Origin of the sequence: Hungatella sp. SB206, assembly GCF_051132295.1 — a bacterium.
In the GTDB taxonomy this organism is placed as follows: Bacteria; Bacillota; Clostridia; order Lachnospirales; family Lachnospiraceae; genus Hungatella; species Hungatella effluvii.
Map to the genome: position 1 here is coordinate 5,987,385 of NZ_CP096603.1, position 26,174 is coordinate 6,013,558.

A 26,174-nucleotide genomic window follows, 5' to 3' on the forward strand; every position below is an offset into this window, starting at 1 on the left:
ATGAAACAATGATATCTTAACTGCTAACTACATTGACCGGATTCCCCTCCATGAATGCCTTCAGATTACCAACCGCTATATCCATCAGCCTCTGCCTGGACTCTTTTGGTGCCCATGCAATATGAGGGGTTACGATACCGTTCTTAGCTTCCAGAAGAGGATTATCCATCCGAATAGGCTCTGTAGATACTACATCCACAGCAGCCCCGCCTACCTTACCGCTGTTCAAGGCATCTCTCAGATCCTCCTCTACAATCAGAGGGCCTCTGGAATCATTGATGATCAGGACTCCTGTTTTCATCTTAGCAATATTTTCTTTGTTTATAATTCCCTGGGTTTCTGGAAACAGGGGACAGTGAAGAGAGATTACATCCGACTTCTCCAACAGCTCATCCAGATGAGCATATCTGCAGGTATCACTTTCCAAAGTCTTATTCTGAAAACGATCGTATGCTAAAACCTTCATCCCAAAAGCCTGAGCAATCTTTGCCGTCTTCTGTCCAATGCATCCAAAACCGATGATTCCCATCGTCTTTCCAGCAAGCTCGATCAAAGGATAGTTCCAGAAGCACCAATCCTTGCTCCTGGTCCAATCCCCTGCTCTGACACACCGGGAATGCTCTCCAATATGATGACATAATTCCAACAGGAGGGCAATCGTATACTGAGCGACTGCATCTGTTCCATAGGTTGGAATATTCGTAACAATAATCCCCGCCTGTTTTGCAGCCTCTGTATCCACTACATTATAGCCTGTAGCCAGGACACCAATATACTTTAGGCAGGAACATTTCTCTATCGTTTTCTTTGTTAAGGGTGTTTTATTGGTATATACTGCCTCTGCATCACCAATCCTCTCTATAATCTGGCTACTTTCTTCAGTCCGGTCATATACAGTCAGCTCTCCCAAAGCCTCGAAGCCCTCCCAGCTTAAGTCACCTGGGTTCTCTGTATACCCATCTAATATCACGATCCTCATATGCGTCTCCTTTCACCTATATCTGCCCCCAGACTCTTTACAGCAGCCCTCTGTATCTCCAAGCCCTTCTTATAAGTCTTTAGAAAATGTTCAAACCCTGCCTCTTCCTCCGAATCCGGCGAAATAGTCACACCGGTGACATTTGCAAACACCCGATCCTTTAAATATTGCTCAAAACTTTCACCCATATTTTTCCATACCTTATACGCAGCCAGTAAAGCAATCCCCCAAGCCCCTCCTTCTCCAGCTGAGTCCATAACCGAAACCGGCACCTTTATGGCTGCCGCCATAAGTTGCTGTCCTGCCTGCTCTGTTTTAAATAGACCTCCATGTCCCGTAAGTTTTTCCGGTCTCACGCCTTCCTGCTCCGTCAGTATTTCCATACCGATCCGCAAAGAGGCCAAGCTGGAAAAGATAAGAGAACGCATCAGATTCGTCAAAGCAAATCGGGCTTCAGGCTGGCGTACCAGCAAAGGACGCCCTTCTTCAAATCCCGTGATCGGTTCACCTGAAATATAATTATAGCTTAACACTCCGCCACAATCCTGCTGGCCCTGAAGAGCCTTATGATACATCAGATGATACAGTTTCTTTTTTTCAATCCTGGCATCTGCTGCTTCCAGCACCTGCCCAAAAAGGTCAATCCACGCATCCAGATCTCCTGTGCCATTATTACAGTGTACCATGGCTACAGGAGCTCCTGTTGGAGTACATACCATATCAATCTCCCTATGCAGCTCCTTTAACGGCTTCTCTAATACCATCATGGCAAAGATGGACGTTCCTGCCGAAACATTTCCGGTGAGGCAGGTAATACTATTCGTTGCCACCATACCTGTACCTGCGTCTCCTTCCGGCGGGCATAAGGGAATCCCTGGCCTCAGGACTCCGGTAGGATCAATCAGCAGGGCTCCCTCCGGTGTCAGATCTCCCGCAGCCTCTCCAGCCGTCAAAACTTCTGGCAGCAGCTCCCGCAGCCTCCACTTGAGCAGATGGGATTCTACCAGCCTGTCAAATGTCTCCAGCATACTCTCATCGTAATCGCAGCAGGATGAATCAATGGGAAATATCCCTGATGCATCATCTATACCAAGAACCTTCCTGCCAGTCAAGCTCCAATGGACATAACCCGCCAGCGTCGTTAAAAAAGACAGCTCCGCAACATGCTCCTTCTGATCCAGGATAGCCTGATACAAATGAGCAACTCCCCAGCGCATGGGAATATTAAACTGAAATGCCTCTGTAAGCTCTTTTGCCGCACACTCTGTATTGGTGTTGCGCCATGTATAAAAAGGCGCCAGCTGTCTTCCTTCTGAATCGAATACCAGATATCCATGCATCATAGCAGAGATACCAATGGCTGCCACCTCAGATATGACTACATCATATGCTCTGCAGACCTGTTCTGACAACTGCCTGTATGCATCCTGCACACCTTCCCACACATCCTCCAGATGATACGTCCATATTCCATTCTCCAGACGGTTTTCCCACTCGTGGCATCCGACTGCCAGTATCTCATGCTCTTCCCCGATCAAAACAGCTTTGATCCGAGTCGAGCCCAACTCGAGCCCCAGAACCGACTTGCCCGCTGCAATCCTCTCTCTCTTATCCATCTCGCCCCTCCTTTAAGGAAAACAGGCAGCAGATAGCCGCCTGTATCAGCATCCTGCTTATCTATATAAGGGGCCATATGCCAGGCAGGCTCTGATGTCAGCGCTCTCCATATCCTTTGTTCCAAAACCATTCCAGCTATGAGGTCTGAAGATACGGCCCCGTCCCACATTATGCATCGTTACCGGAATCCGCAGCATACTGGCCAAAGTGATCAGATCTGCTCCTACATGACCATAGCAGAATGCACCATGATTGGCCCCCCAGCTGCTCATCACAGAATATACACTGTCAAAGGTGTCTTCTCCTGTAAGACATGGAGCAAACCAGGTGGTAGGCCAGGTAGGGTCTGTACGTTTGTCCAAGACTTCATGTACCTCATCCGGAAGCTGAATCGTATATCCTTCTGCAATCTGAAGGCTGGGTCCTAATCCATTTACCATGTTCAGACGCACCAAGGTAACAGGCATCTCTGCTGCTGTCTTAAACTGGGATGAGAACCCACCGCCCTGGAAGTATGCAGCGCTGGCTGGACACCACTGTGTCGCTTTCAGACAGGCATCTGCATCACCTGGAGTGACCGCCCACCAGGGCTTCATCACTGGTTCCCCCATTTCATTTTTCTGCTGTGCTGTTCCGTCTAATGCCGCTGCACCGGAGTTAATCAGATGGATGAATCCGTTCTCTGCCTTTCCTTCTGGTTTCCAGCCGGTCACCCTCTCTACTGCCTCCGGGCTCCAATATGTACGGACGTCCGCAAAGATACTTGCCCCACCAGTCATCAGGTGGCCAAACAGCATGGATACGGCATTTAGAGTATCGTTTTCCGTTGCCAGGATCATAGGTTTACGTATCCCGTTCCAGTCGAAGGAGGAGTTTAAGATAGCCTCAGAAAAATCTCCTACAGACTGCCAGTCACTCCACATACGCTGACCCTGGAAACCGCCTGCGATGGCATTGCGTCCCAGACTTTCCTCGTAATACCCCTGCTGCTCCAGCTTGGGATTCCCCAGCATGATATCACGTATAATCAGAGTCATTTTAACGACCTGCTCCCATTCCTTCTCTTTTTTCTCTCTGCTGTGTTGCAGTTTGTCCGGATTCTTATCAAAACCTTCCAGACAATTCTCGCGAGTCCAGGCATAGGCCCTTTCGTACTCCTCTAAATCATAGATTCCCCCATCCAGACGGCGCAATACTTCTGTCATATCTACAAACTCAGGGCGTATCCCCAGATACTTGGTAAAGAAATCATCATTACAGTAGGAACCCATGATGCCCATAGATACGGAGCCAATGTTCACATAGCTCTTACCTCGGATTACTCCCACGGCTGCCGCGCAACGGGCAAAACGCAGAATCTTCTCTTCTACATCGGCAGGGATATTGCCATCCCCTTTATCCTGAACATCCATTCCGTAGATGGCAAAGGCCGGATATCCTTTCTGGGCATGTGCTGCCATAACAGCTGCCAGATACACGGCTCCCGGGCTTTCGGTTCCGTTAAATCCCCATACGGCCTTGATGGTCATGGGATCCATATCCATGGTCTCGCTGCCATAACACCAACAGGAGGTAACGCTTAACGTACCCGCTACATTTAATTTGGCAAACTTCTCGGCGCACTGCCTGGCCTGTGCACTGCCGCTGATTGTCGTATCTGCTACGACACATTCTACCGGACGGCCCCAGTGATCCTTTACCTTCTTCTCAATCAGTTCTTTCGCCGCCTCTGCTAAGCTCATGACCTGCCCTTCAAGGTTGCTGCGTTCTGCCTTACGTCCATCGATAATCGGTCGTATACCGATCCGTACCTTTTCATCCATATCCGATACGCTCCTTTCAGGGATCCTATAGACATGATCTACAGCTTATTCTGGATCGGCTGCAGATATGTCTGAATCTTCCCCGCATATATTTTAATAATGTGTTTTTTAAGCCTGAGCGACGGGGCGCTCACACTGACTGCTGCCACCACCCGGCCATCATTGCCAAACACCGGTACGCCAATACAGACCACTCCGTATTCATGCTCCATATCGTCGATGGCATAACCGCGCTGGCGAATTGTCTCTAACTCTTTCAATAAGGTCTGACTGTCTGTTATGGTTGTTTCTGTATACGGCTCAAGTGGACGGGACGTATACTCCTTCTGCTCCTGTTCCGGCAAGAAGGCCATCATCGCCTTCCCCAGACCCGTGCAGTACATAGGAGCATGTTCTCCTAAGATTGTCCGCTGGGAAGTCTGGGGCATGGGGGAGCAGCATTCTATGTACAGCACCTCATCACCATGGGGGATACCCATATACACCGTTTCACGAACATCATTGGCAATCTGCTGCATATAGGGAAGAAAAACATTCCTCAGCCCCATATGATTATTCACAATATAACTAAACTGCAAAAATTTTACGCCCAGATAATATTTTCCTGATTCTTTATTCTGTACCAGATAGCCAAGTGCCTCGCAGGTTGCTACGATATTATAAACCGTGCTCTTAAGCATCCCCAGCTTTCTGGATATCTCCGAGATCCCAAGCTCAGGTTCACTATTCGAAAAGCATTCAAGGATTGCAAATACCTTTACCAGCGATTTTACTTTAACTTCTTGTTCCATAACGAGAACCTCCTATTGGCAATTTTTGTATAATAACCATATTTTTCCAAAATACTGCTATTATTATAACATACCTCCATGTAAATGACACCTTCAAAACGGCTATTTGGAAAGGTTCTCCTCTGGAAGACAGACAGCATTATCTGTATCCTTCCTCTGTTTCTAGAGTCTCTTTTATTACCTGGCGGAAATCTTCCAGCTTGTGGAATGTGATATAATTTGAGTCATGGAAATTGTGAGCACCGTTGAATGCAGTCCGGGATGCATAGAGGATATCCTCACCATCAATGATAAAATCCACATACTGAAATCCTGTATCAAAGGCTGAATACTCCGAAGCGTCGATCAAGGGCTTTACAATCCTCCAGTTGACCATGTCCCTGGAAATCGAAAGAGAAAGTATATTCCTCTGAGACGGCATCGTATCATCAACCACTTCATTTACCAGGGATATATAGAAGCCTGTTATCTCGTCTTTACGAATCACAAACTTACTCATTCCGCCATTAAAATCAACAAATTTATAAAAGGACATCGGTTTTTCCGGATCCTTTTTATCCAGCTTCAGGATAAATGCCTTTCCATGAGTGATTACACTGTCATCCACATGACCGCTGAATACATTGGAGATCTGATAGCGCAGAAAATCATATATCTCCCCATCCGGGCCTATGACAGCATTTCCTTCATGGCCGCCCCACTGACTGTGAGGCACAGCCCCGGGCCAGCTTCGGTCATAGGGAACAAACTCACTGCAGACCCAGGCAAACGGATCCATAAGGTCACACTCCAAAGATGCAGAAATAATTGCTGACTCATGTCCTCCGCACTCCCAGGAACCATAATCGACAGCCGTCCATATGCGCCCCTCATGGAAAACTACCGGAGTAGGTGCCTGATGCATCCCCTTCTCCCACCGGATCCCACATCCCGGAAAGAGTGTCACCGGCTTGCAGAATGTCTCTCCCTCATCCTCTGAATAACCGATCTGAAGCTCTCCATATTCGGCTGTCATCGAAAGCATGTAAATCCGGTCTTCATATTCAAATAATTTACCCCAGAAGCAGGGAAAAAGTTCACACAGATACTGCCAAGAACTGCCGTCATCATCTGACTTACATAGGATTGTCAGATTTTGTGCCATACCTAGTCCATAGACATCCATAGACACCAGCAGGCGTCCCTTCTTTGTCCGAAGAATACAAGGACTGCACAGATATCTTCCCGAATATGCATAATGGTCATCGTGGGGATGAAGATAATCAATCACGGTTCCAATAATCTCACCTGCCCGGAAAAATCGAAAATCACTTCCTTTCTCCGGATCCTTACTGCGCAATACTCTTACTTCATACTCTCGTCCAGGCAGGAGACCTTTGATATCCACCGTATGTTCACAGGTCCATAGCTCGATATCCGGCTTGCCTGTCCCTCTCTGATGGCATATAATCTGGTGCTGGCCCTCTTCATCTCCATGATCCATCCACTGTATCTCACAATGATCTTCATAGGGAGCTAATCGGCATATTACCGGCAGATCCTTCTTTTTGATGTCGCACATTCTGACATATGGCTTGTAGTCCCATCCGGGATGTCCCTTCATCTTTATATCCGCCTTTCTTATAATCCTTGTATTCTATCTCTCATCGTCTCCGTCAAAGTTCTCAACTGAGCGATCTCGCTTCGATACAGGCCGCTCACAAACTGACCGCTGCGCACCCGACACCGCTCTCCGATTGGCAGTCCTTCCTCTGCCAGATAGATCTTGGCATTATTCGGATAGTACTGTTTCTCAATCATAGATGCAAAGGTCAAACCTGCCTGCAATCGTTCTGCCTCCTCCGGGTATCGGTCCCAATTCCGACAAAGCCATACATATAGATCCGGATGGAAATTAGCCATTACACCTGAGTATCCTTCTGCACCATATCTTAAGGACTCCAGCAGTGTAGATGTATTCGCATTGAAGAGCTTTAACCCTCTGCCCTTCACCTGTTCCAGACGGTTACGGATACGCTCTGCATCACAGCAGGTATCCTTCAGGAAGCGGAACCTCCCTGTCTGTATGCAGAACTCCAGTTCCTCCTGAGACAGTACCCTTTTATATGGATAAGGACACTCATATAATCCCAAAGGTGTTATGGGGGGGAGCTGCTCTAGCAGCTCCTCCATTCCTTCGATCCATATCTGGCTTGCCTGCCCTTCCTGAGCTGTTCTATTGGTAATAAGAATTACCGCATCTACCCCGGTTTCTGCCATCTGCACCAGTTCCCGTACTTGCTGGGAAGGTCCATCTGATATATGTCCGGAAGCAATCACAGGAATGGATGCCCGTCTTTTTATATATTCCGCCATCTTTACTCTTTCCTTGAGAGAAAGATAAAACATCTCACTGGACTGACATACTGCAAACAGTCCAGTCACTCCCTTTTCTGTATACCAGTCGATTAGATAGTCCAGGGCATAATAATCCACTTCACCCATCTCTGTAAATGGCGTCAGCATAACCGGCCACACGCCAGTTGTCTTATATCCTTCCATGAGGATATCCTCCCACATACTTTCTTTTGATCAATATGGCCTGTGTAACGGCCTTATTATCTCTGATTAAAATCATCAAAGAACTTCTGAGATAACTCCATATATCTTGGAAGACCAGCCATTTCCAAATCCTTCAGATATGCATCCCACCCCTTATCGATTCCACCTTCGGTAATCCACAGGGCAAATTGCTGTTTACTCAGATCATTGATATTATTCTGCAGTTCATTAAATTCTGTCTGATCCTCCTGAGGAATCAGCAGACGCGGATAGAGACGTTCTACCGGAAGGATATATGGCTTATACATCTCTACTGCATCCTGACGTACCTTCAGCGCTCCATCATAGGTGATCTTATCCCCCATCTCAGCAGTGATCAGCAGAGGGATACAGTTACCCGGGCAATTTTCTTTCATCTGAGAATCAGCTTCCTGAGGCAGCTGCAGATAAGTACCATCAGCCTGTTTTTCCAGATATTCACCAAAGGTACCATAAAAGCCAGTGATAGATCTGTCAGGATCTGCAATCACATCTGCCAGACGGATGGAGGCTTCCGGATATGGGTTGTCTTTAAAGATAGTAAAATATCCAGGTGCATACTGGTTCAGCTGGCTGCGGATATAGCTGTTCTCCACCCCTTCTACACGAAATGGAGGCATGGCCACATAGACATCCGGGTTAGGGTTATGGAATGAGTGGAAGCTTCCGATAAAAGCAGACTCGGAACGTGTCTTATTCAGATATTCATTCCAATCATCTGTGAATACAGATCCCGGTATGAGACCGCGCTTATACATATCATTCAGTGTCTTTACAGGTGCTTTTATATCTTCATTCGTAAATTCGTACTCTGCCGTCTTCCCATCTTCCCCGATGGAAATATACGTTGTATCACGATCTCCGGGAACGACTACGCCGTATGCGGCATAGAAATCCAACTGGCTGCCTATAAAATAGTTATAGCGGAAATAATAGGGGATAACCCCCTCCGGGATGGAACCCTTTCCTGCATTGTCTTTAAAAGCCTGCATGGTTTCCACAAATTCTATATCTGTCGCAGGTACCGGCAATCCCAATTCATCTAACCATGCTTTATTGATCAGCCACTGATCCCGGATCCCGTTCTGGACCACTTCATCACGCACACATGGAAGGCTGTAGATGTGACCATCGGAATACGTGATAAGCTTACGGACATATGGATTCTCATCCAGGTACTTCTTCCAATTAGGTGCATACTGCTCAATCAAATCGTCCAATGGATAAAGTACCCCTGCTTCCACACAATCATTTAACTGCTGAGGAGTGGGACCGCCAAAAAAGATGTCCGGATAATCCTGGGTATTAAAGATCAAAGATACCTGCTCATTTGTATCTCCGCTGTTCATATGATTAATATCCAGGTCAATATTCGTGTCTTTTTCCAGCTGCTCCACCCAAGTCAGTGTGTTTAAGTTTCCGGTTAAAGCACCGCTGGAAACATCCACTCTCAGGGTAATGGGATCCTTGACGATCTTATCTCCAGTGAGATATGTGTTTTCATCAATCATCTCTGCACCTGACTCATCAAAGACCGGTTCCCCGCTGGCCTCAGATGAGGGTGCCGGAGCCGGTTCTGACTTCCCACAGGCGGTCAGACCTGCCAGGATGCTCATACCAAGCATAAATACAGTTAACTTTTTTTTCATTATATCTACCTCCTCGTATAATATTGGCAGCTAATGCTGCAAGTTACCCTTTAACTGAACCGATCATGATGCCTTTAACAAAATGCTTCTGTACAAATGGATAGATGACCAGCATCGGGATAGCAGAAATCACAATGATGGCGTATCTCATAGTCTGCAGCTGCATAATCGTGTTGGCTCCAATATCCAGGTCATCACTGAATTGATTGGACAATAAAATATTACGCAGTACCAGCTGCAGATTATAATAAGCGCTGTCTCTCAGATAGATCATAGCATTAAAATAACTGTTCCAGTGATATACGGAATAATAAAGGGCCAGCACTGCTATGATAGAACCTGATACCGGCAGTACGATGGACCAGAAAAAACGGAATTCATTACAGCCGTCCACCTGTGCAGCTCCCCACAGATCATTCGGTATGGTACTCTCAAAAAAGGTACGGCAGATGATCAGATTGTAGATACTGATTCCGTTCAGAAAAATCATCACAAGAGGGTTGTTATACAATCCAAGACCCTTTACCAGCAAAAATGTAGGCACCAGACCGCCATTGATGAACATGGTAATCGTAAATATGAGCATGATTCCTTTGCGCATTGGCATTTCCTTACGTGAAAGTGCAAAGCCTGCTGTAAGTGTAAGTGCCAGATTAAATAAGGTGCCGAATACAGTATAGAAAATAGTATTGCGAAAACTGATCCACAGATCTTTGTTCTCCATCACCTTTTGATATCCATCTGATGTGATGTTTTTGGGCCAGGCAATGACCTTACCTAATGATACCAATGATGGATCACTGATTGAGGCGATCAAGATGAAGAAAAGAGGATAAATACAAATGATGATAAATATCATAACAAACGTGTTAACCAATATATGGAACATTCGGCTTCCCCATGGTCTTTTTTGAATAACTGCTTCTTTTATCTTCAATTAATCTGCCTCCTTTACAGAATACTCGTATCATTGGTCTTTTTAGCAATATGGTTCACCGTCAGCAGCAGTGCCAGGTTGATGAATGAATTAAACAGATTGATTGCAGACGAATAACTATACTGCCCCTCTAAGATACCAACCTGATAAACATAAGTCGGTATAATCTGGGATGTGGAAAGGTTCAGAGCATTCTGCATCGCATACACCTTCTCAAAACCTATGCCCATGATTTTCCCTGTGTTCAGTATCAGCAGCGTGATGACCGTAGGCATAATACTTGGAAGGTCGATATAACGGATCCGCTGAATATCCGTCGCTCCATCTACAATCGCTGCCTCATGCATACTAAGATCCACAGAAGCCAATGCTGCAAAATATATGATACTGTTCCAGCCGGTACTCTGCCAGACATCCGAAAGAACATAGACCCAGCGGAACATCTGAGGATTTCCCATAAAAAATTGAGGTTCCATCCCCATAGCTGTCAGAAGATGATTGATCACACCGGTCTGGGGATCCAGCATCAGACGCATGACACTGACCAGTACCACGACTGAAATGAAATGGGGTGCATAGGTGATTAGCTGAGCGAATTTTTGGAACTTCTTGTTGCGCAGCTGATTGATCGCCAATGCCAATATGATAGGCAGAGGAAAGGTCAGAATCAATTGCATAACTGACAAGGATACCGTATTTTTAAAGAGAGGCCAAAAATTCGGCGATGTAAAAAACCGTTTAAAATGCTTTAAGCCTACCCACGGACTTCCAAGGTAACCCAAATGAGGCTTATAATCCTCAAAAGAAATGATGATGCCATACATTGGCAGATACATGAAGATAAACACATATATCAAAGCCGGGAGAACAAAGATTAGCAGCCGCCAATGTTTCTTGATATTCTTAAGCCGGCCTCTCTTCCAAAGCCCTTTGGCCTTTACTGCCGCCATTTTCATCCTGTCTTACACCTCATTTCTTTTAATTGGGCAAAATGTTCTGCGGCATCGGCATTAAACTTCTTAACATGCTTTACGTACTCCGCTACAAATTCTTCTTTAGACAGACCAGCCGCATTCCGGGAAAGGCATAGAAGGTTTTCACATTCATTTGCATCCATGAACCTTACTGCATCCAGAAGGAACTCACAGTCCTCAGGATCGATAGCCATAAAGCCATGTTTATCTGCATGAATCAGGTCTCCTGGCATTACCTTACAGCCAAACACCTCGACTGCCATCCCCCAGCGTACCGGTGTGCTATATGCATGACCTACACAGGTCTGACGTGCCAATGCCTTCATTCCGGCATTAGTCATCTCATCCAGATCACGGACACAGCCATCTGTAATTGTTCCCACACATCCAAGAGCCTTATGCATGTTCGCATTGATTTCTCCCCAGAAGGAACCAATATGTGGATGATCTAAGTCCTTTACAATCACGATCTTAGGACCCGGAACACTGGCCAGATACTCCATATACTGCCGCTGTGCATCCGGATTATTCTTCTGATGCTCAGGATTACTGGGCTGGACCTCCACTGTCACTGCATAGCCAGCCATAATTCCCATCTGAGGCATGTAATCGTTAAAAGATTCTCTGTTAAATCTTCCCTGTGTACGCTCCAGCCGGGTCACCTTCTCCCACCCGTTGTAAACAGTTGGCGTGTTCCACCGCTTTAAATTCAAAATATCCGCATTACTCAATACCTGTTTCATAATAATCTCTCCTGTCTCGCTTTAGTTTTGTTCATTATTACCGAACGGTGTTTTTTATCCTTGTAATTAGCAGTATAACACCATTTTCTTGTTTGTCAATATTTTCTTAATATTTTCATATAAAAGATATTTTTTTATGCATTATAAACAATTTTTTTGTATTTTTTTGTATGATACATCTATTGATGGCCATATTTGTTTTTGATATTATAATTTCAAGATATTATAAAACATCGTTCAATATAAATGAAAGTAGGTATGGATATGAAAGGAAGCAGCCACTGGAACTATCGTCCGTATATGCCCATCGACCGTTATATACGCCGAAACTCACCCTGTATCACACGCATGGCCCCTGCTGCCAGATCCTGTGAATTATCCTGGATCAACCTTGGGGACCCTGACAAAACCTGTTTACTTCACTGTCGCCAAAGGGGCAGCAACAAATCTGCCATTACTTTTGAGGTCTATGCCTCCAGAATCCTGATACCAGATCTTCGTCCTCATACGGAATACGAAGTCTGTATCAGCTATGCCGATGACCCTGTCTTCTGCAGTGACCTGCGTCTTTTCCGCACCAGCGATATAGAAGGGACTGTGGTTAATTACCTCCATCCCTTAGATCAGGCATATTCGTTTTCCGGGAGTTACCTGTGCAGTCCATCCATAGTCCGTACTCCATCCGGAAGGTTATTAACTTCTATGGATGTATATGGAATGGGCACCCCCCAGAATCTTTCCTTTGTCTATTACTCTGATGACAATGGACTAACCTGGGATTATCTTACCAGTCTTTTTCCCTGCTTCTGGGGCAAACTGTTTGTCCACGATAACAGAGTTTATATGCTGGCTCTGACCGGAGAATACGGCAATCTTGTGATTGGGTATTCCGATGATGACGGACTGACCTGGAGCAATGCGATTACTCTGTTTCCCGGAAGCGGAATCCGAGATGAAAAGGGGATGCACCAGGCTCCTACTCCTGTGATTCTTCATAATGGACGGCTGTGGACCGCTGTTGATTACGGTAGCTGGAACCTGGGAGGACATTCTTCTGCTATCATCTCTATTGATGCATCAAAAGACCTGATGAATGCAGAAAACTGGGTCTGCAGTGAATTTGTCCCCTTTGACCCTCAATGGCCAGGAACTGTCGAGGGCAGCTTATGGGGATGTCTGGAGGGAAATGCCGTAGCCGGACCTGACGGCACTGTCTATAATATGCTGCGCTATCAGATCAGCGATGTACGCAATAAGCCTAAAAACCCTGACAGCCCTACCAACGGAAAGGCACTACTCTTAAAGATGAACCCTGATGATCCGGAAAAGCCACTTGCTTTTCATAAATTTATTGATTTTAATGGTGGTATGAGCAAGTTTCATGTCCTATATGATGAGATAAGCGGCCGATACATTTCTCTTGTAAACCGTGTTCTGGATGACAGTACCCCTGCTCAGCGTAATGTCCTGGCACTGGCCGTATCAGAAGATCTGGAGAACTGGCATATTGTAAAGAACATACTGGATTATTCTGACGAGTCTCCGAACGAAGTGGCATATCAGTATGTATCCTTCTTATTTGACGGAAAAGATATTCTCTTTGTATCCCGAACTGCCTATAACCACGCCTTTAATTACCACAATACAAACTATATCACCTTTCATCGAATCCAGGATTTCCGTTCACTTTTATGACCAGAATATAGTTAAGCATAGTTTCCGGACGATATCCGGAGAATTATGTATACCACTTATACCGACAAAAAAACTATACCAACATTTCTGGGAATCCTGACAGTTACAAGGGCTTCTGGAAAAATGTCGGTATAGTTTTTGACCTTTTCTTAAATATCCCTCATGATGGAACAAAAACCAGGAGGTATCAAATGATGAGGGAAAACCAAAAGAAACTTGATGGGTGGATTCAGGAAGTGATGGATCAAATGCACAGCAGAAAGTATTTGCCGGAAGATATACTCACATTACCGGTCCAGTTTCCGTCTCCTTATATCTGTATCACATGATACAGGGGAGTATGAGATTTCCGAAAAGCTCATAAAAGCTTTTCTGGACAGCCCAGTCAGCTGCCTTGGGAAATGGGCTGCAAAGGAACGGATCCACCGCCAGCGCTGCTTCTGTCTGCTTCTGTCACTCGCACAGACAGGAAATGTTGACTGGTGAAGACAAAAGGCCCAGAGTATATCCGCAGAACTTGAGAATGAGACATTCCGATCTGAGCTGGAATGTTTTTTAGGATATCTGGAGCAGGAGGGGTTCCTTGAAAAGATCCAGGATACTCCTGGAAGCCTTTACAACGCCGCTTCATTCCTGCGTGAATTCAGCAGGTATCTAACCGCCCGCGGATACAAAAGCGCATACCTCATCCCGTCCGGCAGGCTCCACCTACCGACACCAGTCCAGCCGTACTTTTTTACGGAAAGAGAGATTATTGCATTCTTCCGGGAGTGTGACGGGATGGAAGATGTGGCGAATTTAAAAGGAAGCCCCCTGGTGTTCCCTGCTATGTTCCGGCTTCTGTACTGCTGCGGGCTCCGCTGTAAAGAGACCCGCACCCTTGCCTACAAAAACCTGCATCTGAATCAGGGGTATCTGGATATCATCCGGTCGAAAGGGCCGAAAAGCCGGAGGGTCTATATTTCCGTGGATCTTGCGGGATATCTGTCTGATTATGACAGGCGGATCAGCTTCCTGTTTCCAGGCCGCCTGACTTTTTTTCCAAACAGGAATGATGCTCCATACAGCCCAGCTGTCTGGAACAGAATTTCCTGCGTTTCTGGTATGCTGCTTTTCCAGAGAAGAAGAACTATGGAGTGAGCATCCGTGCATACGATTTCCGGCATCATTTTGTCTATGCCAACATGAACCGGTGGCTGCAAGGCGGGAAGGATGTGAACGCCATGCTCCCTTACCTTATGCGGTATATGGGACATTCTGATGTCAAAAACCCCCTGTACTACTTTCATCTGCTGCCGGATATTTATGGCGGGATACTGGACAGGTCCAGCCACGCAGAAAGACTGATACCGGAGGTGGATGATGGCAGGAATGTCTGATAATAACGGGACAAAAAAATCCGACAGAGTTTTCTTCTGGGAAACAGCCCGGCGTTTTCTGGACCATGAGCTTCCCATGATCCGAAGAAAGAGCCATAATACGGCCGCTTCCTACCGAGCCTCGCACAACACCTATATCGGCTTTCTTGAGGAGGAAAAAGGGATTAGGCATGAACGCATATGTTTCAATGACCTGGATAAGAAAAATCTGAAAGATTATCTTTTCTGGATGGGAGACGTAAAGAAATGGAGTCCGAATACCTGCAACCTCCGGATGACGGCTGTAAGATCCTTGTTATCTTATGCATCGGAAGAGTGCATGGATATCACCCCGGTCTTTGTCTCAAGCAAAACGATATGCGGTCAGGATGCCCCATGCGGCGAGATCAGATATTTTGAGGATAGCCAGGTAAAGGCACTCCTTGACGCACCAAGTAAGGAAAAAAGGTCCGAATGCCGAAATCGGGTGCTCCTCATACTTGGTTATGATGCTGCCCTGCGAGTCGGGGAACTGACGGGGCTGAAGGTTGGCGATCTGCATCTTGATACGGAAATTCCCCTGATCCATCGGCTCCACTCTTTTATGCAGTTACACATGGCCGGGTGCATGGACTGTCTGATGACTGCATCCAGAAAGTACTGAAAAAGTATGTACAAAAATGCCGGGACGAAGGCATCAGGATGCCAGAGGATGTTCATTTCCACATGCTGAGAAAGACCAGAGCGATGAGTCTGTACCAGGAAGGATGCCCTTTATCCTATATCCAGCAGATGCTCGGCCATGAAAATATATCCACCACCTCTGGGTTCTATGCTTTTGTGACGCTGAATACGCTGGCTAAAGCATTGGAACAGACAAATCCAGATGAGGGGCATACGGATAAGAGCTGGAAAGTTGAAATAACAGCTGAAATTTCCAAGTGACAGTGCGTTGGAGAAAATACTGTATCTGGCCAGTGAGAATGTAGCGAGGAAATGGACTCAGAGATATCGAAACTGGGACCAGGTACTCAGCCAGTTGATTATCCCTTATGATGAGTGCCAGTACAACATACGCGGCCCGGTTGATGATCCTGCAGTTGGTCATGGATATCCCGAGTGGCCATTCCCCTGGCATAGAGTGAGATAACCTTTTCTTCGATGCCGGAAATATCCCGCTGGTATTTGGGAATGATTTTGGGCTCGAACTCTCCGGTCCGGTCGCGGGGAATATTCACCTGAAACTCGCCATACTGGCTTTTCACAGTCTTTGGGGAATATCCATTTCGTTTGTTTTCAGATTCCACCTCCTGCTTCTTGTTTTTGGTATATCCGATGGAAGCATCCATTTCCGCCCCCAAGAGTTCCTGCATCATATCTTTGAAACTGTCTTTAAACAAGGCATAGACATCCCCTACACTATTAATGTCATTCTCTGCAATAATCTGTCGTAATTGTTCCTTTGCTATAGCCATAAAAAGCTCCTTCCTGAAAAAGAAATATTTTATCTATTTCTTTCCAGGAAAGAGCTATTTATTTCCAAAGACACTACTTATTTTACGCTACCCGACAAAATCCTTGTACATATCCAATTCATATCAGAAAAATTCAGCTTATCTGGACACATAAATTTTTACGCCCTCGGCTACACTTGCTCGACAGCCGTCCTGGCAAAAATACTACCTCTCAGGCTTTTGGTGATTCTGCTTTCTCACCTTCTTCCTCTCCGGCTTCCGGCGCTTCTGCTTTCTCACCTTCTTCCTCTCCGGCTTCCGGTGCTTCTGCTTTCTCACCTTTTCCATCTTCCGTATCCGGTGTTTCTATTTTCTCTCCATCGACCTCTCCGGTATCCGGTGTTTCTGCTTTCTCACCTTCTCCCTTTCCGGCTTCCGGCGTCTCTACTTTCTCGCCTTCTCCATCTCCGGCTTCCGGCGTTTCCATCTTCTCTCCTTCTCCATCTCCGGCTTCCGGCGTTTCCACTTTCTCTCCTTCGCCCTCTCCGTTGTCCTTTCCATTCTCCGGAAGCTGGGCGCCGGTATTTTCTTCCTCTGCCGGATTATCCTTCGGCACCGTGACTGCTAAATCAGCCGAGTCAACCGCTGCGGACTTTTCTTCCACAGTGATGATAAATTCCTGCACCTCATAGCCATCCGCTTCGAGGGTCACAGTATTATCTCCTTCGCTGAAACCATCTGCGGACAAATCCAGATACTTCACTACACCATTTTCTCTGGTTGCTTTGAACGAGGTTTCAGAGTCATCATATATACCCATGGAAATTCTCGTATATGGCACGCCGTTAACCGATACTGTTAAAGCTTCATTTTCCAGATATTCCTTTGCCGCTTTTTCGTCTGTTGTATCAAAGACGACTCTGTAGTAATCCGCGTATAAAAAGGATTTTTCAACGTATTTATAAGACTTCATCTGCGGGGTCAGTTTCTCTGCTGTATTTTCATCTGAATCAATCGTGAACTCCAGCGTCTCATAGCCCTCGTTCTCGACTGTCACCTTATTTTCCGCCTCAGTAAAACAGTCCGAGGTCAGATCCAGATACTTCATCACTCCATTTTCTCCAGATACTTTAAATAACTGCTTATCACTGTCGGAGAAACTCATCGAGGTTCTCTGATACGTTTTACCATTGACCGTTACCTTTAAATCCCTGCTCTCCAGATATTCTTTCAATGAGTCTTCATCCTCTGCGAGGAAGCTCACCCGATAGTAACCTGAGGATACAAAAATGTCTTTCACAAGTTCATAGGATTCTATCTTCGGTGTCTCTTTTCTGCCTTCGGCGCTATCCTTTGCGTTGATGACAAATTCCAGCTTTTCAAATCCCTTCGCTTCCATAACTACGCGGTTCTCTTTTTCCGTAAATCCATCCGTCGACAAATCTAAATATTTCTCCACCGCGCTGCTGTCCTTGGACAGTTTATACGATTTGGTCTGATCGTCATAAAGCCCCGACAATACCTTCGCATATGGAGTTCCATTAACAGTCACTTTAAGATCTTTGCTATTTAAAAACTCTTTCAGCAATGCCTCATCGGAGGCATCAAATGCAACCCGATAGTAACTGCCTGACAGGAAACCGGCTTCAACGTACTCCTGCGCCTCCACTCCCGGTACCTTTTTGATTTCCTCTTCCTGACCGCCCTGATCCGCTTTCTTTTCAATGGTAAATTCCAGCACCTTTGGCGTATATCCTTCTGCCCTGGCTGTTACGGTATATTTTCCGGCATCTTCAAACAGTCCTTTCTGAAGGATAAATCCATAGTCGCTGCGGATGTAATTATCATCTCCTCCTATGGTGCCTTCTGTCTCCGACGTTACTATAGAACTGCTTCCATCCGGTCTCTTCAGTGTTATCCCCGTCAAATGCTTCATGAAATCACCGCGGATTTCTTTCTGCTCCTCATCGGATTCGCCGCAGGCTGCAATAACAGGAACGTTCTGTCCGGTATAATAAACAGATGCATCCTCCGACTCTTCTCCTGCCGCCGGATTGGGATTTACAAGAGATAATTCAAATATTTCCAGGGAACCGTCTACCTTTAATACCACGTTTGCCGTCTGGTAGCCCTCTGCCGTTAAACGGAGGGTATGAGTTCCTTTGGCCAGCTGAAGCGTTCCTCCTGCGGTTCCTTTTGTTGTCGCGTAAATAGTAAGCGTACCTTCCGCCTCATCGTAAGAATACTGGCTGATATAATCATCGTTTCGCAGCTGAACCGCATTGTCATCCAGATACAAAGCGGTCACAGCGGAAAGGTAAGCCGGATCTACACTGCACCTGATTACAATATCATTTCCGATAGCCCCCTCTAACCCTTCCAGCTGAGGGGCTTTCTTCCCAACGACATCGTTAAAACGGAATGCAGAACCGAGAAGGCCATCCTCAAGCACACGTTTGACCTGATATGGACGGTTTTTCGTCAATCCCGCTCCCATTTCCGCATATTCGCTGAAGGAAAGTGATTTTCCATCCTCCAGCTTCGCATCCTTCACTGCGTTCAGATAGGAGATAAAATCGTACAGCTCCTCTGCTTCTCCATCCATCACGGAAACCGGTGTCATATCGGCCCAGCGTGAGAGAACCGTCTCTGAAGCCTGATTATCGATCCCAATCTCATTAAGAATCATGGCATTGGCGAGAAGATCCTGATCGAAGATCAGAAATGCATTTATATTGATGCTTCCAGACGAACCGGAGTCTCCTGAAGAACCGGAACCGCCTCCAAGGGAAGCGCTGGAAATCGCATCAATTCCATAGCTTCTCACCGATGCAAGCGTATTAAAGCCTGATCTTGATTCTCCGTCACGTATTTCCACAGACTTTGTCATGGTCTGATAGCCATTTGCGTAAACCTTTACTTTATAAATTCCGCTTTCTTTTGTTACCTTTTCGTCTTCGGTGTTAGTGCCGCATATATGAAGCATATCACCGATTTCATACCACTCCGAGATTTCCTTCAGAGTCTTTACTTCTCCGGACGGAGTCGTTAATTCCACCCGGTATATGGGGGAAAGAATCTCTGTGCCGAATGTCGCGCCATCCGGTCCTTTGATCACAAACGCAAAGCACACGCCCGGCTTCGGACTCGTATTCAGAGTATTTAACTGCATGGTAAAAAGTCTGTTATCTACAAGATGCGCCGGTACCGTTATGGCCGCGCTGCTGTAATTGGAAGACAAATGAATCTGGACGCGTCCTCTCGAAAATAAATTCGACTGCGGCAGCTGGATCCGGATTATTCCTGTCTTGCCGTATGTACCTGATTCTGTCTGCTTTATATAGGACAGATTGTCGTTCAGTACGCTGTTTTCCGTATCAAGCGCCCGGACCGTTCCGAGGCCATTAAACCAGGCTGCCTGCGCCTCTGTCTTTAAGGACAGCTTCACAGTGATTTCTCCATCGCCTGACTCATTATCAATCAGTGCGTCCGGGACGTAATATTCTGCCGGTATCTCAGCTGGTTTTTCGTCCCGCTTTCCTGTCAAATCAAAGGTGGTACGCTTTGGTTCTTTGCGGACGTTACCATTGGCATCATACACGTCGAGATAATAGTCAAAACCGGACCATTGGCGAGAATCGCTGCAGGGGCGGAATCTGCACTGCCGGCTTCAGGGGCCGCTGTCGCTGCTTTATTTCCGATTCTTACCTGCTGCTCCTTATGGTCGCTCTTTCTTGCCACCGTAACCATCTCCGGATTTACTACAGTACTTTCCCATTTAACAACAGTTCCATCGTCGTCCACTCTGGTCAGTGACGCTGTAATATCCGTTCCATCAACAGAAACCGTATAGTCGTCAAGGGTTCCATTTTCAAAGGTAACCACAACGTACTGTATCCAGCCCAGGTCCAGAAGTTTCGTCTTCTGACTGTTTACCAGAGCGGCTTCCGGTGTTGTCTGTCCCTCGTCGCCGCTGCCGGATCCCGAACCGGAATCGGTACCGCCGTTGTCGCTACCGCCGCTGTTTCCACTATCGCTTCCGCCGCTGTTCCCACTTCCGCTTCCGCCACTATTCCCACTGTCGCTTCCGCCGCTGTTCCCAATGTCGCTTCCGCCACTATTCCCACTTCCGCTTCCGCCGCTGTTCCCACTTCCGCTTCCGCCACTACTTCCACCGCTACTTCCACTTCCACCGCTACTACTGCCATTCCCCCCCGCAGTCCTCGCGTCCGCCGCCTTCTGCTCCGTCGAGGGAATTCCCCGGCCGGCCTCATAATGGACGGTGCCGTCTTTTTCGGTCCATCGGCCGTCGGCATTGGTCAGGAAACCGTCAGGCGTCATCTCACCCGCATACATTCTTCCCGTACTGCCGCCGCTTGTTTCCTCAAAATAGTAACAGTGCCCGTCTATCCACTGCCAGCCGGTCACTGCGCAGCCGAAGCTCCCATCGTGAACCGTATTCATGAAAAACCAGTTCCGGTTCTCGTCCTGAAACCACCCGGTACGCATCCGTCCGGCTGTCCCATCCTTTTCCTGATTAAAATAGTAGTTTTTTCCGTCAATCTGCTGCCATCCGGTGCTCATCCTCCCGTCTGACGGATTGATATAGTACCATCCCGATTCCGTCTCAATCCAGCCGGACACGGCATTCCCCGACGACTCATAATATTTCCAGCCCCCGCTCTCATACTGCCATGTACCCTTTTTTATCTCCCCGGGTCCCGCCGCCCAGGCCGCCCCGGTCTGTGATATCATGCAGACCGCTGCCAGCACAGATATTGCTGTTTTTCGAACCAGTTTCTTTTTTAGCATCATACTTCCTCCTGTCTCTTTGATTAGTTGCAACTAACCACATGAAACAGTATATCATTCTGCCTTTCTGGCTGTCAACGGATGTAGTTAGTTTATACTAACCTTTTTTTATCAGTAACGCTCCGCGCTGTTCCTTAACCGGATCCGTCAGAGGATGAAAACAGGGCCATGTCTGCGGCTTTACGCCAATCAGACACAGCCCTGCGGCCTGCCGCCTCAAATGCCCCTGTCTCCCCGACACTGCTGCATTTAACACGGCTCAGCACGCAATCTATCTTATCAATCTCTCCCCGAACTGTAAACAAATGCTCCCGGCACCGCCTTCGACGGGTCGTAATTCTCCAGGATCTTTCTGTAACGCTCCTTATATCCGTTATCCACGTCAAGCTGTGGAATCACCTTTGCACCTTCCTCAAAGAAATGGATTGAACCGCGTCCCATCTCCTGGCCGCGCCTTGTGTGCTTGTCCAGCGCCACATCCAGGATCTCCGGTACTTTGCCCATGGCCGCCTCTTTAATGATTATATTCTTTAAATAATCACTGGAACGGTCCTTCGTGCATGCGCAGAGAATTCTGATCGCATGGATAAAGAACATGGGCTGGTCGCCGTCGTCATAAGCGAACTTCTTTCTCATTTCATCTAAGGTATTGATCTTTCCTGCCGCGTCCAGATCTCCGAATCCGATGTCCTCCACAGAGATTGACAGCAGGCGGTGCCATACCTTTTCCAGTAAGGCCGGACCAGAGGTGTACAGCTCATACGCGTACTGACACGCTTCCTCCACCATTCCGCGGCGGATTGACTTCTGCAGACAGGAGATGATCTCATCTGCTGCAAAACCATTCTTTGTCGTGGCATTTGCCCATATCGTGTAATTTGCCATCCTCATGCTCCCTTCTGATTCGTATAGATTTCTATCAATTCTTCTACCAAAACGCGCACCAGCTCCGCCGACATGATCTGATCCTCTGCGTGAGACATTAACAGGGTGATCTGCGGCTCCAGGGTATTGACCTCTTTTAACAGGATCTCGCCGTGCTGCTCGTGAGCCTGGCGGTAGAACTGCTCGCCTTCCTTGATTCTCGGCTCCACAAGCTCCCAGTTTCCTTTTTTCGCCTCCTGCAGCGCCTGCATATAACAGGACTTGGCACAGCCGGCATAGGTCACGATCTGCATTGCACATTCCGATAATTTCGTAACATCAGCCATATTTTAAGCCTTTCTCATGATTTTTTTGCCAGTTCAATCGCAAAATCCAGGGCTTTATCGCCATCGGCCAGTGCATAAACCCTTGGTTCAATGCTTGCAACCGGTATATTTAAAATACTCTTTATGTTGTTTACCGCATAAACCAGCTGTGGTCCGACGAGACACACGTCCCACTTACCAATTTCATCACTGATTCCCGCATTTGGCACCGCCTCACAGGTAAGCTCCATATTCCGCTTCTCAGCCGCGTCCTTCATCTTTTTCATGATGATGGAACTGCTCATTCCGGCATTACAGCAAATTAATATTTTCATATTGTCTCCTCCTACTTTAATTCCGGCCAGTACTCCTTGTTCACCTCGATATAATCGTCGAGAATCTTCTTGGCTACATTGGCGCTCGGTACGGTCTTCGATAAGGTCAGTGCCTGCCACAGCTTATGATAGCTTCCCTGCTCGTAAGCGTCAACCGTCAGTTTCTCCACTGCGACCTGCTGTTCCATCAGTCCCTTCTGGAATGTCGGGATCGTTCCGATGGTGATTGGCTCGTAACCGTCTTTTCCAACGATACACGGAATCTCCACCATGGCATCCTTGTCGAAATTCTCGATGGCGCCGTTATTTCTTACGATGAGCAGCATTCTCTCATGCGTATTGAAGGCCAGTGCTGTCGCTAAATCCACGATGAAAGAAGCGTGAATACCGATCTCCAGGGAGGTTCCCTCAGCGGTTCCGGCTTCTGCAATCCTTGCGCATTCGCCGAAGACGCGTTTCTCTCTGCCATCCATAACCTGATTTGCTCTCGTATATTCAGGATTTGTGTGGGCTACCATGTCGTCGCCGAATAAGTAGTACTGGAAATAGGAGTTGGGAGCCATAGTAGGATCAATGGCGGTTAAATCTTTTACCTTCTTCGCCGTCTCATACCAGGAGTTGTCCGTATAGTCTCCGTTATTTCCTTCGTCAGGAAGCGTATTGCCGTATTCCAACTGATGCGCAAGGAGTTTATCAATGTATTCGTTGCCGTCGTCGTCCTTGATGGAGGTCCACCAGCCGAAGTGATTGAGGCCGAAGTAGCGCACGGTCATTTCCTTGCGGTCGTTAAAGCCCAGGATCTTCGCAATGTTGTTTTCCATACCGATCGGCATATCGCAGATGTTAATGACTCTCGCATCCGGCTTAAAGCGTCTGCACGCCTCCGCCACGATGGCCGCCGGGTTGGAGTAGTTCAGCATCCAGCAGTTCGGGGAGTATTTCTCCATGTACTCGATGTTTTCCAGAACGCCGGGGATAGAGCGCATGCCGTAGGCGATTCCGCCTGGGCCGCAGGTTTCCTGGCCGACTACGCCGTATTTTAACGGGATCTTCTCATCCTTTTCTCTCATCGGAAGCTGTCCAACGCGGATATGGGCCAGACAGAAATCAACGTCTGTATAAGCCGTCTCCGGATCTGTGGTAGCTACAAACTCGATGGAAGGATCCTTTTCCCTGACGATAATCTCGCAGGCCTTAGCCAGTCTGCCCTGGCGCTCCTCATCGTTGTCATACAGCTTGATGGCGCGGAGCGGAAGCCTGTCCATGTTGTCCAGCAACATCAGAATAATCTCCGGTGTATAGGTACTGCCGCCGCCTGCTATTACTACGGAAAATTTTTTCTTATTCATATTCTATGATTCTCCTTCTACTAGATATATTTTGTTTCTCTCATCCTGTCTCTTAAAAAAGCTCGATGGAAGTTGATATGCTTATTAAGCGGTTCAGGAAATCTGTTTCATCTTTTGCCTCATACAGGGTGTGCACCAGGTTTTCATTCATGGCTACCTGTTTGAAAAATTCGAACAGAATACTCACATCGTCGTTGGGTCTTCCCTCAATCGCCAGGAGGAAGATGACCTTCACTGCTTTTTTGCAGATCGTGACCGGCGGCTTTAAGATGGCTGCCGCCACCGCAGTCTCCTTCGCAAAGGTCATGAGCGGGTGGGGAATCATCACGGACTCCCCGATGACTGTGGGGTAGTTGACTTCTCTGGACAGGACGTCATCCACATATTCTTCCACCGTCTCGATCTTATCCTGCTCCTTAAACTTCCTGGAAAGCGTCTCGATGACAATTTCAAACGGCGCCTTTCCATTCCAGTCTGCGGATCCGGCCTCCTTTGCAAAGATCTTGATGCACTGTGTGTTAAAATACTTGTTGACGATCGTGGTAAACCGTCTGCTCACCCGCATGCGTCTGATAAACCCGTTCAGCGCTGAAAAGTCCTGCTGGTTCGGAATTCCATTGATCCGGAACACGGGTATGTCCGTCTTTACTCTCTGCCCTTCGGTGGAAATGATCAAATCCACCGCAGAAGCAGTAACAGCCCCCTCGCCGCCATACGGCGAGGGATACTCCAGCTGGTGCTTGGGAAGGACCTTTACAAGTTCAATCTGATTCTGGAAATGATCGCCCAGCCAGTTGCAGATAACCGCGTTGACGCTCTGCCGCGGAGCACTGATCACCACGGTTTTTAACCGCCGGTTCACCTTTTCCAGAAAGTAGGCCACATAAAGGGCCATATAGGCGATCTCTTCATCCCGGATGGGAATGCTTTTATATTTAAACATGATCGGGACGAGCAGAATCGCAATTTCGTAGGCATATGGATACTGGGTTTTGATATCCTGCAGAATCGGATTGTCGATCCGGTATCCGGTATCAATCCTGCGGATTAAATACTCCAGATCCAGTTTCTGTGCCTTTAAATGATACAAAAGATTGGTCAGGACCTCCACCGGGAATTCGTCCGCCTTCACTCCAAAGAGCTCATGGCCCTGGCGTTTCCTCATGACTGTGGCGTAAATGGCGCCCACCACCATGTAGAGACTGGCATCAGATACAAGAATCTCATGACCGCCGAAATAATCCTTGACCGCTTTTATGAACGACTCATACTCTACCCGGTCAAACTGGCCGCGAAACAGGAGTTCCAGATAATCACTGCCCCAATCCGTATGAGTCTGTACTTCATATTTGATAATGTTAAAAATGGAAAGTCTGATCTTTTCTTCATTTTCCACGATCCGGATCTGGTTTCCTTCCAGAACCAGAAGGCATAAGTCCATTTTATCCTTCAGCATCCTGCGAAGCTTCAGCACTTCCTCCCGAAGCGCCGTCTGGGATAAGAACAGTTCCTCTTCCAGATCGTATAAGTTGCAGCTCCCCTCTTCCAGGGCGTGGCCCAGAATCGCGTAGCCGCGGTTGTGGGGGGCAATGACATGATTCCTGTCACTGCCTCCGCTTAGAACAGCCCGAAAATCTTCCATATCTTCCTGCGTGATATAATAACCGATTCTTTTCGAGGCTTTTATGGAGGGGGAAATCAGCCTTCCCTCCGTTTGGCAGAGTAATTGATCACCGCTTAAAGCCGAGTTTATCTGCAGAATATCGTTCCTGATCGTGCGGGAAGACACTCCAAAATATTTTGCCAGTTTATCACCTGTGATGCCTGACACGTTATTCATGATATACTCTATGATTTCTATCTGCCTTTTCGTAACTGTCATGTTCTG

23 protein-coding genes and 2 pseudogenes are annotated in these 26,174 nt (G+C 47.2%); 7 read left to right on the forward strand and 18 right to left on the reverse strand.

Going from position 1 to position 26,174, the window contains the following annotated elements; all coding sequences use genetic code 11:
- Nucleotides 1-16: 16 nt before the first annotated feature.
- From M1L66_RS26535 to M1L66_RS26580, 10 genes are all read right to left on the reverse strand, one after another.
- Nucleotides 17-979: a D-2-hydroxyacid dehydrogenase gene (locus M1L66_RS26535; RefSeq protein WP_434688835.1), complete on the reverse strand. Its 963-nt coding sequence runs from the start codon at nt 977-979 to the stop codon at nt 17-19.
- The gene (locus tag M1L66_RS26540; RefSeq protein WP_434688836.1) at nt 976-2,595 is read right to left on the reverse strand and encodes a xylulokinase; all 1,620 of its coding nucleotides are present in this window, start codon (nt 2,593-2,595) and stop codon (nt 976-978) included. Before M1L66_RS26540 ends, M1L66_RS26535 begins: the two co-directional genes overlap by 4 nt.
- Nucleotides 2,596-2,652: 57 nt before the next feature.
- Complete coding sequence (locus tag M1L66_RS26545; RefSeq protein WP_434688837.1) at nt 2,653-4,419, reverse strand: L-fucose isomerase; 1,767 nt, start codon at nt 4,417-4,419, stop codon at nt 2,653-2,655.
- Between the two features lie 38 nt (nt 4,420-4,457).
- Nucleotides 4,458-5,210, reverse strand: a complete 753-nt coding sequence (locus M1L66_RS26550; protein ID WP_434688838.1) for an IclR family transcriptional regulator — start codon at nt 5,208-5,210, stop codon at nt 4,458-4,460.
- Between the two features lie 139 nt (nt 5,211-5,349).
- On the reverse strand, nt 5,350-6,813 hold the full coding sequence (locus M1L66_RS26555; RefSeq protein ID WP_434688839.1) for a hypothetical protein: 1,464 nt from the start codon (nt 6,811-6,813) through the stop codon (nt 5,350-5,352).
- A gap of 17 nt (nt 6,814-6,830) precedes the next feature.
- Nucleotides 6,831-7,751 (reverse strand): dihydrodipicolinate synthase family protein, encoded by a 921-nt coding sequence (locus M1L66_RS26560; RefSeq protein ID WP_434688840.1) that lies wholly within the window; start codon nt 7,749-7,751, stop codon nt 6,831-6,833.
- Between the two features lie 56 nt (nt 7,752-7,807).
- The gene (locus M1L66_RS26565) at nt 7,808-9,439 is read right to left on the reverse strand and encodes an extracellular solute-binding protein (RefSeq protein ID WP_434688841.1); all 1,632 of its coding nucleotides are present in this window, start codon (nt 9,437-9,439) and stop codon (nt 7,808-7,810) included.
- A gap of 43 nt (nt 9,440-9,482) precedes the next feature.
- Nucleotides 9,483-10,163, reverse strand: coding sequence for a carbohydrate ABC transporter permease (locus M1L66_RS26570; protein WP_434688842.1), 681 nt, complete (start codon nt 10,161-10,163; stop codon nt 9,483-9,485).
- 227 nt (nt 10,164-10,390) lie between these two features.
- Nucleotides 10,391-11,332, reverse strand: a complete 942-nt coding sequence (locus tag M1L66_RS26575; protein WP_434688843.1) for an ABC transporter permease — start codon at nt 11,330-11,332, stop codon at nt 10,391-10,393.
- The gene (locus M1L66_RS26580) at nt 11,329-12,093 is read right to left on the reverse strand and encodes an RraA family protein (protein WP_434688844.1); all 765 of its coding nucleotides are present in this window, start codon (nt 12,091-12,093) and stop codon (nt 11,329-11,331) included. The genes M1L66_RS26575 and M1L66_RS26580 overlap by 4 nt, the downstream gene beginning before the upstream one ends.
- Nucleotides 12,094-12,795: 702 nt before the next feature.
- Here M1L66_RS26580 and M1L66_RS26585 point away from each other — a divergent pair.
- The 7 genes and pseudogenes from M1L66_RS26585 to M1L66_RS26615 form a co-directional block, all read left to right on the forward strand.
- Complete coding sequence (locus M1L66_RS26585) at nt 12,796-13,788, forward strand: sialidase family protein (RefSeq protein WP_434688845.1); 993 nt, start codon at nt 12,796-12,798, stop codon at nt 13,786-13,788.
- 191 nt (nt 13,789-13,979) lie between these two features.
- Entirely contained in the window at nt 13,980-14,117 is a 138-nt protein-coding gene (locus M1L66_RS26590; RefSeq protein ID WP_434688846.1) for a hypothetical protein, read from the forward strand.
- 451 nt (nt 14,118-14,568) lie between these two features.
- Complete coding sequence (locus M1L66_RS26595) at nt 14,569-14,928, forward strand: tyrosine-type recombinase/integrase (protein ID WP_434688847.1); 360 nt, start codon at nt 14,569-14,571, stop codon at nt 14,926-14,928.
- Nucleotides 14,925-15,167, forward strand: coding sequence for a hypothetical protein (locus tag M1L66_RS26600; RefSeq protein ID WP_434688848.1), 243 nt, complete (start codon nt 14,925-14,927; stop codon nt 15,165-15,167). The genes M1L66_RS26595 and M1L66_RS26600 overlap by 4 nt, the downstream gene beginning before the upstream one ends.
- A complete protein-coding gene (locus M1L66_RS26605; RefSeq protein WP_434688849.1) occupies nt 15,148-15,810 on the forward strand; it encodes a tyrosine-type recombinase/integrase in 663 nt (220 codons plus the stop codon). The genes M1L66_RS26600 and M1L66_RS26605 overlap by 20 nt, the downstream gene beginning before the upstream one ends.
- Nucleotides 15,771-16,091 carry a tyrosine-type recombinase/integrase gene (locus M1L66_RS26610; RefSeq protein ID WP_434688850.1) on the forward strand — a complete coding sequence of 107 codons (321 nt, stop codon included), beginning with the start codon at nt 15,771-15,773 and terminating at the stop codon, nt 16,089-16,091. The genes M1L66_RS26605 and M1L66_RS26610 overlap by 40 nt, the downstream gene beginning before the upstream one ends.
- A pseudogene (locus tag M1L66_RS26615) lies at nt 16,081-16,206 on the forward strand (IS256 family transposase); the annotation flags it as partial. The gene M1L66_RS26610 and the pseudogene M1L66_RS26615, both read left to right, overlap by 11 nt.
- Nucleotides 16,207-16,237: 31 nt before the next feature.
- Here M1L66_RS26615 and M1L66_RS26620 read toward each other — a convergent pair.
- The 8 genes and pseudogenes from M1L66_RS26620 to M1L66_RS26655 form a co-directional block, all read right to left on the reverse strand.
- A pseudogene (locus tag M1L66_RS26620) lies at nt 16,238-16,621 on the reverse strand (transposase); the annotation flags it as partial.
- 211 nt (nt 16,622-16,832) lie between these two features.
- On the reverse strand, nt 16,833-20,147 hold the full coding sequence (locus tag M1L66_RS26625) for a hemoblobin-interacting domain-containing protein (RefSeq protein WP_434688851.1): 3,315 nt from the start codon (nt 20,145-20,147) through the stop codon (nt 16,833-16,835).
- Nucleotides 20,144-21,415 (reverse strand): N-acetylmuramoyl-L-alanine amidase family protein, encoded by a 1,272-nt coding sequence (locus M1L66_RS26630; protein WP_434688852.1) that lies wholly within the window; start codon nt 21,413-21,415, stop codon nt 20,144-20,146. Before M1L66_RS26630 ends, M1L66_RS26625 begins: the two co-directional genes overlap by 4 nt.
- Nucleotides 21,416-21,691: 276 nt before the next feature.
- Nucleotides 21,692-22,297, reverse strand: a complete 606-nt coding sequence (locus tag M1L66_RS26635; protein ID WP_242354504.1) for a hypothetical protein — start codon at nt 22,295-22,297, stop codon at nt 21,692-21,694.
- 2 nt (nt 22,298-22,299) lie between these two features.
- Entirely contained in the window at nt 22,300-22,623 is a 324-nt protein-coding gene (locus M1L66_RS26640; RefSeq protein ID WP_002602172.1) for a PTS lactose/cellobiose transporter subunit IIA, read from the reverse strand.
- Nucleotides 22,624-22,637: 14 nt separating this feature from the next.
- Complete coding sequence (locus M1L66_RS26645; RefSeq protein ID WP_002602171.1) at nt 22,638-22,937, reverse strand: PTS sugar transporter subunit IIB; 300 nt, start codon at nt 22,935-22,937, stop codon at nt 22,638-22,640.
- Between the two features lie 11 nt (nt 22,938-22,948).
- Complete coding sequence (locus tag M1L66_RS26650; RefSeq protein ID WP_187019702.1) at nt 22,949-24,286, reverse strand: 6-phospho-alpha-glucosidase; 1,338 nt, start codon at nt 24,284-24,286, stop codon at nt 22,949-22,951.
- A 52-nt stretch (nt 24,287-24,338) separates the two neighbouring features.
- On the reverse strand, nt 24,339-26,168 hold the full coding sequence (locus tag M1L66_RS26655) for a BglG family transcription antiterminator (RefSeq protein ID WP_434688853.1): 1,830 nt from the start codon (nt 26,166-26,168) through the stop codon (nt 24,339-24,341).
- Nucleotides 26,169-26,174 lie beyond the last annotated feature (6 nt).